16 protein-coding genes are annotated in these 14,083 nt (G+C 70.2%); 6 read left to right on the top strand and 10 right to left on the bottom strand.

From position 1 onward, the window contains the following. Positions 1 to 2: 2 nt before the first annotated feature. The 3 genes from DA085_RS07530 to dctP are packed head-to-tail and all read right to left on the bottom strand — an operon-like array spanning position 3 to position 2,885. A complete protein-coding gene (locus DA085_RS07530; protein WP_109472323.1) occupies positions 3 to 1,286 on the bottom strand; it encodes a TRAP transporter large permease in 1,284 nt (427 codons plus the stop codon). Between the two features lie 3 nt (positions 1,287 to 1,289). Next, entirely contained in the window at positions 1,290 to 1,820 is a 531-nt protein-coding gene (locus tag DA085_RS07525) for a TRAP transporter small permease (protein WP_202619136.1), read from the bottom strand. Positions 1,821 to 1,868: 48 nt separating this feature from the next. Then, the gene (gene dctP / locus DA085_RS07520) at positions 1,869 to 2,885 is read right to left on the bottom strand and encodes a TRAP transporter substrate-binding protein DctP (protein ID WP_109472322.1); all 1,017 of its coding nucleotides are present in this window, start codon (positions 2,883 to 2,885) and stop codon (positions 1,869 to 1,871) included. 135 nt (positions 2,886 to 3,020) lie between these two features. On the opposite strand from dctP, the gene DA085_RS07515 reads away from it, so the two are divergent. Then, entirely contained in the window at positions 3,021 to 3,818 is a 798-nt protein-coding gene (locus DA085_RS07515; protein WP_109472321.1) for an SDR family NAD(P)-dependent oxidoreductase, read from the top strand. Between the two features lie 36 nt (positions 3,819 to 3,854). On the opposite strand, the gene kce is transcribed toward DA085_RS07515, so the two are convergent. The 3 genes from kce to DA085_RS07500 are packed head-to-tail and all read right to left on the bottom strand — an operon-like array spanning position 3,855 to position 6,672. Next, entirely contained in the window at positions 3,855 to 4,787 is a 933-nt protein-coding gene (kce, locus tag DA085_RS07510; RefSeq protein ID WP_109472320.1) for a 3,5-dioxohexanoate:acetyl-CoA acetone transferase, read from the bottom strand. Between the two features lie 26 nt (positions 4,788 to 4,813). Next, a complete protein-coding gene (locus tag DA085_RS07505) occupies positions 4,814 to 5,581 on the bottom strand; it encodes an SDR family oxidoreductase (RefSeq protein ID WP_109472319.1) in 768 nt (255 codons plus the stop codon). Then, on the bottom strand, positions 5,578 to 6,672 hold the full coding sequence (locus DA085_RS07500; protein WP_237565368.1) for a LacI family DNA-binding transcriptional regulator: 1,095 nt from the start codon (positions 6,670 to 6,672) through the stop codon (positions 5,578 to 5,580). Before DA085_RS07500 ends, DA085_RS07505 begins: the two co-directional genes overlap by 4 nt. Positions 6,673 to 6,844: 172 nt before the next feature. Between DA085_RS07500 and DA085_RS07495 the strand changes: the two genes are divergently transcribed. Beyond that, complete coding sequence (locus tag DA085_RS07495; protein WP_109472318.1) at positions 6,845 to 7,864, top strand: LLM class flavin-dependent oxidoreductase; 1,020 nt, start codon at positions 6,845 to 6,847, stop codon at positions 7,862 to 7,864. A 272-nt stretch (positions 7,865 to 8,136) separates the two neighbouring features. On the opposite strand, the gene DA085_RS07490 is transcribed toward DA085_RS07495, so the two are convergent. Continuing rightward, a complete protein-coding gene (locus tag DA085_RS07490) occupies positions 8,137 to 9,108 on the bottom strand; it encodes an NAD-dependent epimerase/dehydratase family protein (protein WP_161958444.1) in 972 nt (323 codons plus the stop codon). Between the two features lie 115 nt (positions 9,109 to 9,223). Between DA085_RS07490 and DA085_RS07485 the strand changes: the two genes are divergently transcribed. After that, the gene (locus tag DA085_RS07485) at positions 9,224 to 10,747 is read left to right on the top strand and encodes an FAD-dependent oxidoreductase (RefSeq protein WP_109472317.1); all 1,524 of its coding nucleotides are present in this window, start codon (positions 9,224 to 9,226) and stop codon (positions 10,745 to 10,747) included. A gap of 11 nt (positions 10,748 to 10,758) precedes the next feature. Here DA085_RS07485 and DA085_RS07480 read toward each other — a convergent pair whose 3' ends face one another. Continuing rightward, complete coding sequence (locus tag DA085_RS07480; RefSeq protein WP_109472316.1) at positions 10,759 to 11,160, bottom strand: type II toxin-antitoxin system VapC family toxin; 402 nt, start codon at positions 11,158 to 11,160, stop codon at positions 10,759 to 10,761. Further along, positions 11,157 to 11,432 carry a hypothetical protein gene (locus DA085_RS07475; protein ID WP_109472315.1) on the bottom strand — a complete coding sequence of 92 codons (276 nt, stop codon included), beginning with the start codon at positions 11,430 to 11,432 and terminating at the stop codon, positions 11,157 to 11,159. Before DA085_RS07475 ends, DA085_RS07480 begins: the two co-directional genes overlap by 4 nt. Before the next feature lie 69 nt (positions 11,433 to 11,501). On the opposite strand from DA085_RS07475, the gene DA085_RS07470 reads away from it, so the two are divergent. Both DA085_RS07470 and DA085_RS07465 read left to right on the top strand, forming a co-directional pair. After that, a complete protein-coding gene (locus DA085_RS07470) occupies positions 11,502 to 12,092 on the top strand; it encodes a GNAT family N-acetyltransferase (protein WP_109472314.1) in 591 nt (196 codons plus the stop codon). Beyond that, entirely contained in the window at positions 12,089 to 12,622 is a 534-nt protein-coding gene (locus tag DA085_RS07465) for an O-acetyl-ADP-ribose deacetylase (RefSeq protein WP_109472313.1), read from the top strand. Before DA085_RS07470 ends, DA085_RS07465 begins: the two co-directional genes overlap by 4 nt. Before the next feature lie 5 nt (positions 12,623 to 12,627). Here DA085_RS07465 and sigJ read toward each other — a convergent pair whose 3' ends face one another. Continuing rightward, on the bottom strand, positions 12,628 to 13,563 hold the full coding sequence (sigJ, locus tag DA085_RS07460) for an RNA polymerase sigma factor SigJ (RefSeq protein WP_109472312.1): 936 nt from the start codon (positions 13,561 to 13,563) through the stop codon (positions 12,628 to 12,630). 137 nt (positions 13,564 to 13,700) lie between these two features. On the opposite strand from sigJ, the gene DA085_RS07455 reads away from it, so the two are divergent. Then, on the top strand, positions 13,701 to 14,072 hold the full coding sequence (locus DA085_RS07455) for a DoxX family protein (protein ID WP_109472311.1): 372 nt from the start codon (positions 13,701 to 13,703) through the stop codon (positions 14,070 to 14,072). Positions 14,073 to 14,083 lie beyond the last annotated feature (11 nt).

Here is a 14,083-nt window from a genome sequence, read left to right as displayed (position 1 = left end):
CATCACTCCCCCGCCAGGAGGCCCGGCAACCAGGTGGACAGGGCCGGTAGGTAGGTGATCAGGAGGACGTCCACGAACAGGATGATCACATAGGGCACGATCGCCCGGCTGATCTTCACGATGGACAGGTCCGCGATCTGCGCGGCGACGAACAGGTTGATCCCGACCGGCGGCGTGATCAGCCCGATCGCCAGGTTGACCACCATGATGACGCCGAAGTGGACCGGGTCCACCCCGAGCTCAGTGGCCACCGGGAGCAGGATCGGGGTCAGGATCAGGATGGCCGCCGCCGCCTCGATGAACATCCCCGCGACGAGCAGGAGCAGGTTGACGACCAGCAGGAACATGACCACGTTGAAGTTTGCGTCGAGGAAGAACGCGGCGATGTCGTCGGGGATGCCCAGGATGTTCAGCAGGAACCCGAACAGTCCGGCCGTGCCGATGACGATCATCACGATCGCGGTGGTCAGCGCCGACTTGGTGAAGATCTCCGGGAGGTCGCGCAGCCGGATCCTCCGGTAGATGACCAGACCGACCACCAGGGAGTACGCCACGGCGATGACCGCCGCCTCCGTCGGGGTGAAGACACCGCCGTAGATGCCACCCAGCACCAGGACCGGCATGATCAGGGCGAGGATCGCCCGGCTGAACGAGCGCGCCACGGTCCTCAGGTCCGCACGCTCGGGGGTGCCGGTGTACCCCCGGCGGCGCGCCACGACATACGAGGCGATCAGCAGTGACAGGGTGATGACCAGGCCCGGGATGACCCCGGCCATGAACATGTCGCCCACCGAGGTGTTCGCGGCGATGGCATAGATGATCAGCGGGATGCTGGGCGGGATGATCACGCCCAGGGCGCCGGAGGTTGCCTGGATGGCGCCGGCGTAGCGCAGGTTGTAGCCGGCGGCAACCATGGCCGGGATCATGATCGAGCCGATCGCGGCCGTCGTGGCCGCTCCTGAGCCGGAGATCGCCGCGAAGAACATCGAGGTCACGACGACGACCATGGCCAGACCACCGGTGAGGTGGCCGACGATCGCCTTGGCGAAGTCCACCAACCGTTCGGAGATCCCGCCCTCCTGCATGAGGAACCCGGCCAGGATGAAGAACGGGATGGCCATCAGCGGGAAGGAGTTCATCGCGTTGAAGATCTGCTGGGGGATCACCACGAGCCCGAAGGTGTCGCTGGCATAGACGGTCAGCAGCGTGGCGAAGCCCAGGGCCACCGCGATCGGCACACCGATCGCGAAGCAGAACAGGAGACTTCCAAAGAGGAGTGCAGGCACGGCTCAGCCCTCAGCTTCCATGATCAGGTGGTCCTGGTGGGGGCTCTCGCCGCCCTGGATGATGTCCTCGACCACGACGCCGACGGTGTTGACCAGGCACAGGGCACCACCGGCGCAGAGAGCGAACATCGGCCAGAACATCGACACGCCGGTGGCCGGTGCGCTCTGGAAGGCGACCGCCTGGGCGATGTTCCAGCCGTAGAAGGCCAGGACGACGTAGAAGACGAGCGACACCGCGTGGGCGGCCAGGTTCACCACGAACCGGGCACGGCCCCTCAGCAGCTCGGGCACCAGGTCCACCGCGAGCAGCGAGCCACGGCGCACGGCATACGCGGCGCCGAGCATCGTGAGCCAGATCATCAGGAAGCGGGAGACCTCCTCGGAGAAGGTCAGGGAGTTCCCCAGGACGAACCGGGCGAAGACCTGCCAGGAGATCAGGACGGTCATGAGGCCCAGACACAGGGCCATCAACCAGCCCACCACCGTGTTCAGGCCGTCGAGGGCGCGCAGCAGGCGCAGGGCAATCGAGTTCACGAGCACACCTCTTTGTGGATGCAGTGCGGGAAGGGTCGAGGAGACGGGTCAGTAGTCGAAGTTGCGGGCCGCCTCGATGCGCTCCTGACCCAGGACCGGTGCCCACTTGTCATAGACCGGCACGACGGCCTCCCGGAAGAGGTCCAGGTCCGGTTCGGTGACCTCCATGCCCTTCTCCTCCAGGGCGGCCACCGCGGCCTGCTCCTGCTCGAAGCTGGCCTCGCGCTGGATGGGCAGCGCGTGCTCGGCCGCCTCCCGGAACAGCGCCTGGTCCTCCGCGCTGAGGCTGTCCCACAGCTCGCCGCTGATCATCATCGGCGCCGGCGAGTACACGTGCTGGGTCAGCGCCAGGTAGTCCTGCACCTCGAAGAACCGCACGTCGACGATGGTCGGCAGCGGGTTCTCCTGGCTGTCCATCACCCCCTGCTGCAGGGCCGTGTAGACCTCCGGCCAGGCCATCGGCGTGGCATTGGCACCGAGGGCGGACCAGGTGTCGATCTGCACCTCGCTCTCCTGGGTGCGGTGGTCGATCCCCTGCAGGTCCTCCGGCGTCTCGATCGGCTGGACGCTGTTGGTCTCGTGCCGGAAGCCGTTCTCCATCCACGCCAGGATCTGCACGTTGGCGGTGTCCTTCAGGATGGTCGCGAGCTCGTCGCCGATCTCGCTGTCCAGCACGGCGTGCGCGTGGTCGTGGTTCTCGAAGAGGTACGGCAGGTCGAACACGAAGAACTCGTCGACGAAGCCGCCGATCGGGCCGGTCGACGTGATCCCCATGTCGATCGAGTCGATGAGCATCCCCTCGACGACCTCGCGCTCACCCCCGAGCGCGTTGTCGTAGTAGTACTTCACCGTGATGCGGCCGTCGGTCAGCTCGGTGAGCTTGTCACCGAACGCCTTGGCTCCGACATGGTGGTGAGATCCCTCCCCCAGGGCGAGGCTGAAGGTGATGGTGCCCTCGAAGGGCTCCTCGGCGCCGAGCGGGACCGCCTGGACGGCACCGCAGGCGCTCACCCCCAGCGCGGTGGCCACGGCCGTGACCGTGAGAGCCAGCGAACTGGTCCGCATCAGTTTCCTCCATCACCTCGTCGTGGGATCGCTCGGGACTCGCCCGACGGGGAGACGTTCCCCGACCCGGTGGACGTTAAGCAACGTTAAGTTGATTTCTTGCGTGCCCAGCCCGCACTGGCTCACGATCAGCGCATGCCGAGCCAGCCCAGCCCTGTCGTCCCACCCGCCGCCCCGCAGGCTCTCTCCGGTGCCCGTGTCCTGGTGACGGGAGCCAGTCGCGGCATCGGTCGTGCGCTGGCGGTGGGGATGGCCCGGGCCGGTGCCGCCGTGGCGGTCACGGCGAGGGACGCGTCCGGCCTGGCGGGAGCCGCGGCCGAGATCCAGCAGGCGGGCGGCACAGTGACCTGCCACGCGGCCGACCTGGCCCAGACCGCTGCACTGCCCGACCTGGTGGGCGAGGCGACCAGGTCGCTCGGTGGAACGGTCGATGTGGTCGTGCATGCCGCGGGCGTGCAGGCGCGCGGCCCCGCCCTGGACCTCTCCGACGACGAGTGGGAGCGCGTGGTGGCCCTCAACCTGACCGCTCCGTGGCGGCTCAGCGTGGAGGTCGCCCGCTCACAGCAGGCAGCAGGGCACCCCGGCAGCCACACCTTCATCGCCTCGATGCTGGCGGTGACCTCGCGGCCGGGTGTCTCGCCCTACGTCGCGAGCAAGACCGGTCTGCTCGGGGTGATCCGGTCGCTGAGCACGGAGTGGGCCCCTGCGGGCATCCGGGTCAACGGCATCGCGCCGGGGTACATCGAGACCGCCCTCACCCGGCCACTGTTCGAGCAGCCCGACTGGCGCAGGGAGACGCTGGCCCGCGTTCCGCTGGGCCGCTTCGGACAGGTCGACGACATGGTGGGGCCGGCGGTGTTCCTGGCCTCGTCGGCGAGCGCCTACATGACCGGCCAGCTGATGGTGGTCGACGGTGGGTGGACGAGCAGCTGAGCCCGCGCACCCACCGCCGGCACCACGGCGGCCGGCTCAGAAGCCGACCTGGTCCTTGCCCTTCAGCCCGAGCATCTGCCGTGCCTCCTCGGGCGTGGCGATCTCGTAGCTGAGGTCCTCGAGCGCCCGCCGGATCTTGGTGACCTGGTCCGCGTTGGAGCGCGCCAGCTCCTTGGGCTCGATCCACAGCGAGTCCTCCAGGCCCACGCGGACGTGGGACCCCATCTGGACGCCCATCGTGGCCAACGGCATCTGGTTCCGGCCCGCGCCCAGGATCGACCAGAGGTAGTCCGCGCCGAGCAGCCGGTCGGCCGTGCGCCTCATGTGCATGAGGTCCTCGGGGTGGCCACCGATGCCGCCGAGGATCCCGAAGACGGACTGGACGAACAGCGGTCCGCGGGTCAGCCCGCGGGCGTGCATGTGCTGCAGGTTGTAGAGGTGGGAGATGTCATAGCACTCGAACTCGAACTTGGTCCCGTTCTCGGAGCCGATCCCCAGGATCGTCTCGATGTCCTTGAAGGTGTTCTTGAAGACCAGGTCGCGGGAGTTCTCCAGGGCCTGGCGCTCCCAGTCGTGGGCGAACTCCGTGAAGCGGTCCAGCATCGGGTACAGGCCGAAGTTCATCGAGCCCATGTTCAGCGATGCCAGCTCGGGCTTGAAGGCCTTCACCGGGCGCATCCGCTCCTCCACGGTCATCGCCGGGTTGCCGCCCGTGGTGATGTTGATGACCGCGTTGCTGTTGGCCTTGACCTTGTCGAGCACGGGGGCGAAGTGCTCCGGGTCCTGGGACGGACGACCGTCCTTCGGGTCGCGCGTGTGCAGGTGCAGGATGGCTGCTCCGGCCTCGGCCGCCCCCAGCGCCGCCTCGGCGATCTCGTCCGGGGTGGACGGCAGGTACGGCGACATGGACGGCGTGTGGATCGCGCCGGTGACGGCCGCGGTGATGATGACCTTGCGAATGGGTGCCATGGTGGGTCTCCTGGTGGTGGGTTGGGTCAGTAGAGCTTCTCGGTGTTGCCATCGACGGCCAGGGCCTGGCCGCTGATCATCCGGCCGCCGGGGCCGGCAAGGTAGAGCGCGGCCTGGGCCACGTCGTCGGCGGTGACGAGCCGACCGAGGCTCGCCTGCCCGTGGTAGAGCGCCGTGACCTCCTCGACCGGCCGGTCCAGCATCTGCGCCTTCGCGTCGATGACGGCCTGGATCCGCGGTCCGTCGACCGCGCCGGGGCAGATGGCGTTGACGGTGATCCCGTCCGGGCCGAGCTCGATGGCCAGGGTCTTGGTGAGGCCGATGACGGCCCACTTCGACGCGGAGTAGGGGCTGCGTCCGGCCATGCCGAGGCGGCCTGCTGCCGAGGAGAGGTTGATGATGCGCGCGTCCGAGGAGCGCCGCAGGTGCGGCAGCGCGTGCTTGATGCAGTAGAACTGCCCGTGGATGTTGACGTCGAACGTGCGGCGCCACTCCTGGGAGTCCAGATCTGCCACCGGCCCGGTCGGCCCGGCGACGCCCGCGTTGTTGACCAGGACATCGAGGCCGCCGAGCTGTTCGGCTGCTGTCGCGATCATGTCCCGGACCTGCGCCTCGTCGCTGACGTCGCACACCGTGACGGCGAAACCGTCCTCGACGGCCGCCCCCAGCGCCTCGTCACTGATGTCGCTGACCAGGACCGTGGCGCCGGCCTCACGCATCACCTGGGCGATGCGCAGGCCCAGGCCCGAGCCTCCTCCGGTGACGATGGTTCGTGCGTCGAGATTCGTGTTCACTCTGTCTCCTGCCTCATGGTCGTGCTCGTGGTCTCGGGACTGGACTGGCTCTCGGGTGGGCAGCCGCAGGTGCGTCCGATCCACAGGTCGTGCGGCATGACCAGGCTCTGGAAGGGCGCGGTGGGCCGGTCCAGACGCTCCTGCAGGACATCGAAGGCGGCGTGGGCCATGCCGATCTGCGGCTGGATAACCGTGGTCAGGCCGACGAGGACGGACCGGCTGTGCGGGAGCCCGTCAAAACCTGTGACGACGACGTCGTCCGGCACCGTGAGACCTCGCTTGAGCAGGTACTCCATGACGCCGATGGCCAGTTCGTCGCTGCCGCAGAGGATGGCGTCGGGATGGTCGTCACCGGCCAGGAGCTCCTGTGCTGCGAGGCGACCGCCGGCGTTGTTCAGCCGGGTGCTCAGTCGCCGGTGGGGCGGCACCTCGACCCCGAGCGACTGGGCGGTCGCCAGGAAGCCCCGCTCGCGCGCGGCCGACGCCGAGGAGAACCGGGGGCCGATCACGGTGGCGATGCGTTGCCGGCCGTGGTCGATGACGTGCCGCATCATCGCCTCCGCGGCCACCGCGTCCTCGATCCCCACGAAGTCTGCCGCGAGGAAGTCCGAGCGGCGGGAGAGCTGGACGTAGGGCACCCGGGCCGCCCTGAGGAGCTGCAGCGCGCTGACCTCCTCGCGCTGGGTCGAGGCGAGGATCAGTCCGTCGACCCGGCGGGCGATCATGGCCCGCACCGTGCTGGCCATCACGTCGGCGTCGTCGCCCGTCGAGGCGAGGAACACCTCGTAGCCGATCTCGGCTGCGCGGTCGACCACGCCCTGAGCCCATCGCGGGAACATCGGGTTCGTGACGTTGGGGACGACCAGGCCGACCACGTTGTTCCGCCGGGGGTCCGGGGTCCTCGGGCCGCCGCGGGGCCGAAAACCCATCTCGCGGGCCAGTGCGAGAACCCGTCGTCGGGTGTTCTCGGAGACGCCGCTCTGCCCGTTCATGACGTAGCTCACCGTGGCGGCCGACACTCCCGCCGCCCGGGCGACAGCCGCGGCGGACACTGCTGGCCCCGAAACCTCGTCCGGCACCTTCCCTGACACGGCGCCTCCTCAACGCTCGACCCACGCGTTCCGCGACCCGGTCTCGCCCGGCACATTAAGCAGGGCCCGAAACGTTAAGCAACGTTAAGCGCAGATCGCCGTCATCCGGTGGCGTGTGCCACGACCGGGACCTGCCCGGGAACAACTTCTGCGCCCAGCGGTTGGCATAGGCATGCCCTCGACGAACACCCGTGTGCCCCTGTCCGTCCTCGAACTGGTCCCCCGGTCCCAGGGGCAGACGCCCGCCGAAGCGATGCAGCACTCGACCAAGCTGGCGACCCGCCTGGACGAGCTGGGCTTTCACCGGCTGTGGGTGGCCGAGCACCACGGGACCGAGGCGTTCATGTCCTCGGCGACCTCCCTCATCCTCGGGCACTTCGCCAACCACACGCACGGCATCCGGCTCGGCTCGGGCGGCGTGATGCTGCCCAACCACTCCCCGCTGATGGTCGCCGAGTACTACGGCACGCTGGCGACCCTGCACGGTGACCGGTTCGACCTCGGGCTCGGCCGCGCGCCGGGGACCGACCCGATCACGGCGGCCGCCCTGGCCCGCAGCGCCAGCGGACTCAACGACTTCGCCGGCAACGTGCTCGACCTGGTGAGCTACCTCGGGGACGGCTCGGGCACCCGCGTGCGGGCACTGCCCGGCGAGGGCACCAACGTGCCGATCTGGATGCTGGGTTCCTCCACCGGGGGTGCCCAGGTCGCGGCGGCGCTCGGGCTGCCGTTCAGCTTCGCGAGCCACTTCGCACCGCAGCAGATGCGTGAGGCCCTGGCGGTCTACCGTGAACGCTTCAACCCCGACGCCGAGACCGCCCAGGTGGAGCGCCCCACCGTGATGGCCGGCATCAACGTGCTCGTCGCCCCCTCGGAGGCCGAGGCGCACTACCTGTTCACCACCGCCCAGCAGATGGTCGCCGCCATCCGCACCGGCGGCTCCGCGCCCCTGGCTCCCCCGGTCGACGACCTCTCCACCGTCGTCCCCGAGGGACTGCTGCCGATGATTCAGGAGTTCCACTCCGTGAAGGCGGTCGGCGACCCCTCCCAGGTGGTGCCGCAGCTGGAGCAGTTCGCCGCGGCCCACGAGCTCGACGAGCTGATCGTCACGACCTACACGCACGACCCGGCGATGCGGCAGCGCTCCTTCGAGCTGCTCGCCGACGCCTGGGGCATCGCCCCACGCACGTAGTCCCGGCTGCGCCACCGGCAGGCACGCCCACGGCTCTGCAGAAACGACGCCCTGCGACACAAACTGCAGAGCGCTACCGGGACGGCTCCACACGGCTCTGCACAACCGACGCCCTGCGACACAAAGTGCAGAGCGCCGCCGGCAGGCACGCCCACGGCTCTGCAGAACCAACGCCCTGCGACACAAACTGCAGAGCGCTACCGGGACGGCTCCACACGGCTCTGCACAACCGACGCCATGCGACACAAACTGCAGAGCGCCAACCGACGTCGCTAGTGCCCGCGTCCTCGCAACCAGGCGACCGTCTCGGTGAGCCCCTCCTCCAGAGGACGCGAGTGCCAGTGCAGATCGCGCTCGGCCTTGTCGCGGGTGCCGAGATAGGTCGCCAGCGAGGCCCGCAGCGCCTCGGGGTGGTAGGTCGACGGCACCGGCGCGATCCGCAGGACCGGTGTCATCACCTTCTCGGCGATGCGGATCATGGCGTGCGGCACCAGCATCGGCCCTCTCGTCCCGGCGATGCGGGCGGTCGACTGCAGCAGCTGCGCGAGGCTGGCCTGGTCACCGGCCAGCATGTAGGACTCGCCCGGCGCACCGAGCTCCATCGCGAGCAGGTGTCCTCGGGCGATGTCGGTGACGTGGGCCCACATCATCTGACCGCCACCACTGGGCACCTGCGGTCGCCGGCCCGACACCACCTGGCGGATGAGCTCCCCGGTCTGTGACGTGTCCCCGGGGCCGTAGATGCCGCCTGGCATGACGGTGACCAGCGGCAGTCCACCGCCGGCCAGCTCGGTCGCGATCGCGTGGGCCGCCGCCTTGGTCCGGTCGTACTCGGACAGGTGGCCACCGGTGTGACGGTGCGTCTCGTCGCGCACCTCTCCCCCGGTGTCGGAGTTCACGGCGAGGGTGCTGGTGTAGACGACCCTGCCGGTGCCGGCCCGCTCCGCCGCAGCCAGGACGTTGCGGGTGCCCTCGACGTTGACGCGCTGACCGGTCGACAGGTCGCGCCCGCCCAACCGGTACCACCCGGCGACGTGGAAGAGACCGTCCACCTCATGAAGCAGCTGGTCCAGCGCGCCGGTGTCGTCCAGGTCCCCCGTGACGAGCCGGACCCCCAGCGAGCTCAGCGACGAGGCACGGTCCGGGGAGCGGACCAGTGCGACGACGTCGTGGCCCTGCTCGACGAGCTGGTGGGCGAGCTCTCCCCCGACGAACCCCGTGGCTCCGGTGACTGCGTACCGCATGTCCTCCATCATCCACCCGCAGCCTGCGCCTGGCCTGCGGTCGCGGCGGGCCCACGCTCCCGGGTGGCAGGCGACGGTGGCCCCCCACATGATGGAGAGGCCGAAGGAGGAGTCCATGCTCGAGCTGCCGATGCCGAAGTCGTTGTGGCACAGCGACACCGAGACACCCGACCGTCGTGGCCAGATCCCACCGGACAGCGACGTGGTGGTGGTCGGCGCCGGCATCGCCGGGCTGACGACCGCCTGCCTGCTGGCCCGGTCGGGACGCCGGGTCACCGTGCTGGAGTCACGCCAGGTGGGCGCCGGCGTCACCGGCAACACGACCGCCAAGGTGACTGCCCAGCACGGGCTGCGTTACGCCGATCTCGGTGAGAGCCGGGCGATGCAGTATGCCGCGGCGCAGGTCCGCGCGCTGGACTGGGTTGCGCAGGGGGTCGCCGCCGGCCGGGTGGAGTGCGGCTTCGAGCGCCGCGACTCCTACGTCTACACCACGCGCCCGGACCGCAGGGACGCGCTGGCCCGCGAGGCCGAGGCGATGCAGCTGGCCGGCCTGACCGGCACCGAGCTGCTGACCGACGTGGACCTGCCGTTCGAGGTCGCGGCCGCGGTCCGGTTGCCCGACCAGGCGCAGTTCCACCCCCAGCGCTGGCTGCTCCACCTGGCCGACCAGGTCGAGGCCGCGGGCGGCCAGGTGATTGAGGGAGAGGTGGTCGTCGGCGTCCACGAGCGTGACGGCATACTCCTGGTCGAGACCGCCACGGGCAGTCCCGAGGCGAGCGAGGTGCGCACCGTCTCGGCCGGTCACGTGGTGATCGCCACGCACTATCCGGTCCTGGACCGCGCGCTGTTCTTCACCCGCCTCAGCCAGACCCGCGACCTGGTGGTCAGCGGACCGGTCGACGGCACGGCACCCGAGGGCATGTACCTCGACACGGACGACGGCTACTCCCTGCGCACCCCGCCGGGGGCCGGCGACCGTCTCATCGTGGGCGGCTGTCAGCACGCACCGGGCACCAAGCCGGACCAGCAGAAGCTCTTTGCCGACCTCGCCGGGTGGGCCCAGGACAACGTCGGCCTGCGGGAGGTGACGCACCGCTGGGCGGCGCACGACCTGACCACCCCGGACGGCGTGCCGTATGTCGGGCCGTACCTGCCGACCAGCAAGAACCTGTGGGTCGCGACCGGGTTCAACCTGTGGGGCATGACCAACGGCACGGCCGCCGGGCTGCTCCTGCACGACCTCATCACGGGTGAGGCGGACCTCGAGCAGGCGGACCTGATGAGCCCCAACAGGGTGTCGCTGGAGATGGTCCCCGGGGTCGTGATGGACCAGGTGAAGGTCGGTTCCCACCTGGTGGGCGGCCTGGCCCGGGCGGTCTCCTCCGGTGACGACGCGGCCGACGTGCCCGAGGGCGAGGGCCGGATCCGGCACGTGGGTGCCCGCGCGGTGGCCAGCTACCGCGACCCGGACGGCCTGCTGCACGAGGTGTCGGCCAACTGCACGCACCTGGGTTGTGTCGTCCAGTTCAACAACGCCGAGCGCACCTGGGACTGCCCCTGCCACGGCTCGCGCTTCAGCGTGAACGGCAACGTGCTCAACGGGCCGGCCATCAAGCCGCTCGAGCCGTTCGAGCCGTGAGCTCCCGTGCGTCAGGCGGGGAGTGCCAGCCTGATCTCGCACCGTGCTTCCGGCACCCGGACCAACCTGGCGTCCGCGGTCACAAGCGGACAGGCCGACGCCTCGGCCAGGGCCAGGTAGGCGGCGTCGTAGCCGGAGACGTCGTGGCGCAGCTCCCACATCCGGGCCAGCAGTCCCTGTGTCGGCACGACGTCGAGCTCGAAGGGCTCGAGGGCCTCGAGAGCGCTCTCGGCGCGGGCAGGACTGATCTGCCGGCCGAGCCACAGTCCGCGCAGCGCGGAGAACACTTCGGCGACGCAGTGGTCGGGGACCGTCCAGTGAGCATCGTGGGAGAGCTCGGCCCTGGCAACGCCGCCCACCGGGCCGTCATCGGCGAGGGCTGCGACCAGGACGGACGCGTCAACGACGATCACTCGGTCCGGCCAGCCTCGTGATCGATCGCGAGGCTCACGAGGCGATCTGCCCGTGCCGTGTCGAGGGCCGCAGCGACCTCGCGCGGGGCCAGCCTGGAACCGTCCCGCCGGTCCGCGAAACGCTCCAGCAGCGTGAGGTTGCGCGCACGCCCCGCCTCCGCGGTCACCAGGTGCAGCAGGAACGACTGCAAGGACTGCCCGCGGGCCGCCGCGCACTCGCTGAGCGTCTGACGCACGTCCTCGGGCACGTCGCGGATCTGGAGAGCCACCATGCATGCATTTTACATGCATAGGCCGAGAAACTACTAGCCATCCACAGGTGCGCCTGTGACAGTGGGGGCATGGCCACGACCGACCGCACCTTCGCCGACAAGCCGACCCTGACCGGGACCCTGGTGACCCTGCGCCCTGTGGAGCCCGACGACGTGCCGGTGCTGGGCCGCATACTGACCGACCCGGAGCTTCGCCGGCTGACCGCCAGTGCGCACTCCACCGCCGAGGCCGAGTCCGGCGAGGAGGACCTGACGCGGCTGCAGGCGTGGTACTCCACGCGCAACGCCCAGACCGACCGGCTCGACCTGATGGTCGTGGACAACGCCAGCGGTGAGGTGGTCGGTGAGGTGGTGCTCAACGAGTGGGACGAGGCCAGCCGGACCTGCAACTACCGCGTGCTGATCGGGCCGGCCGGACGTGACCGCGGGCTGGGCACCGAGGCGACGCGGCTGCTCATCGACCACGCGTTCACCCACCTACCCCTGCACCGGATCGACCTGGAGGTCTATGCCTTCAACCCGCGGGCGCAACGGACCTATGAGAAGGCGGGGTTCGTCGTGGAGGGGCGACGGCGGGAGGCGCTGCAGTTTGACGGCGAGCGGGTCGACGCGGTCATCATGGGTCTGTTGCGGCAGGAGTGGGAGGAGGCAAGGTCATGACGCGGATCGAGGCCGTCCACGGAGACATCACGACCGAGCACGTGGACGCGGTCGTCAACGCGGCCAACTCCACGCTGCTGGGTGGTGGCGGTGTCGACGGCGCGATCCACGCCGCCGCCGGGCCGGGCCTGCTGGAGGAGTGCCGGCGGCTGCGGGCCGCCCGCTGGCACGACGGGCTGCCCGTCGGGGAGGCGGTGGCGACCGGGGCGGGGAACCTGCCCGCGCGGTGGGTCATCCACACGGTCGGCCCGAACCGGCACCGCGGTGAGACGGACCCGGCGCTCCTGGCCAGCTGCTTCTCGCGGAGCCTGGACGTTGCCGCCGAGGTGGGCGCCCGGTCCGTGGCCTGTCCGGCCGTGTCGGCGGGGGTCTTCGGCTGGGACGCCGAGGAGGTGGCCCGCGTGGCCGTCGCGACCGTCCGCGGCTGGCTGGGTGAGCACCCGGGCGACCTCGACCTGGTGCGGTTCGTGCTGTTCTCGCGTCCGGTGCACGAGTCGTTCACGGCGGCGCTGGCAGACGTCACGGGCTGAGCGGCTCACCGGGGCCGGCTGTGCCACGTCGCCCGTCCGTCCAGGGAGGTGAGCGGGACGCCGAGGTGCCCCAGCTTCTCGGGGTTGACCATCCCGTGGACCGCGACGATGCGGTCGGTCTCGATGACCAGGGACCAGACGGCAGCGAGGTCTCCCCTGTCATCCAGGACGAGGACCGCCGGCTGGCTGCCGACCCTGACCGACTCCGTGGTGCCGCCCAGCTCCCGGATGAGTCGGAAGATCGCCAGCACGACGTGCGCCACCGCCTCGGCACCGGACACCGGCCTGGTCAGCCCGCGCCCGGAGTCGCCGCCGTCGCCGACGAACTCGGCCTGCTCCGCGAGCAGTCCCACCAGGCCCTCCAGGTCGCCCTCCCTGGCCGCCGCCCAGAACCGGTCCGCGAGCGCCTCCGCCTCCCGCGTCTGCGCAGTGAACCGTGGTCGCCCCTCGCTGACGTGTCGTCGGGCTCGGGCCCCGATCTGGCGGCAGGCCTCCTCCGACTTGCCGACGATCCGGGCGACCTCCGGGAACGTCAGGGCAAACACGTCGTGGAGCAGCAGCACAGCCCGCTGTTCGGGGCCGAGCCGCTCCAGGAGCACGAGGAACGCGGTCGACAACGAGTCGGCCAGCGCGATGTCGTCGGCCAGCTCGGTCAGCCCCTCGACCGCGGGTTCGGGGAGCCAGGGGCCGACGTACTCCTCGCGCCGCACCCGCGCCGACCGCAGCTCGTCGATGGCGAGCCGGCTCGTGATCGTCATCAGGTAGGCCCGGTCCGACTCCGGCCGCTCCCCCGACTCCAGTGCCCGCCGGAAACGCAGGAACGCGTCCTGCACCACGTCCTCGGCGTCGGTGAAGCTGCCGAGCATCCGGTAGGCGACAGCCAGCAGGGTGCGGCGGTGGGCGGAGTAGGCGTCGGCGAGACGCTCGTCGATCGGCTGCATGACAGGAGGACGGCTGGCGGCCGTGGAGTGTGACACCACCGTCCTCTCGCAAACTACGCCCCCGTATGCCGACTGTCACGGTCGCGGGTCCCGTCCCGTCCTCCTGGTGTCAGTGATCTCGCACCGAAGGAGTCGTCATGGACCTCGCCCTGTGGATCGCCAGCGGCGCCCTCGCCCTGGTGTTCGCCGCGTCGGGCACCGCCAAGCTCGTCATGTCGCGCCAGCGGATGCTCGACACCGGCCAGACCGGCATCGCACCGTTTCCCATGCACGTCGTGCGCCTGACCGCCGCCTCGGAGCTGCTCGCCGCAGTCGGCCTGTTCGCCCCGTGGCTCACCGACACGGCCCGGGTGCTCACTCCCCTGGCGGCGGTCGGTCTGATCGTCGTCATGTGCGGCGCGGCCGTCTCGCACGCCTCCCTGCGGGAGCCCAAGGCAGTCGCCGAGAACCTGGCGCTGCTGCTCACCGCCGCCTTCGTGGCGGCGGGCCGGTTCGCCGCCCTCGGCTGAGCCCGCCCGCG

Source organism: Ornithinimicrobium cavernae (assembly GCF_003121625.1).
Classification (GTDB): domain Bacteria; phylum Actinomycetota; class Actinomycetes; order Actinomycetales; family Dermatophilaceae; genus Ornithinicoccus; species Ornithinicoccus cavernae.
Note: the sequence above shows the minus strand (reverse complement) of the source record. Positions and strands in the feature narration are given on the sequence as shown.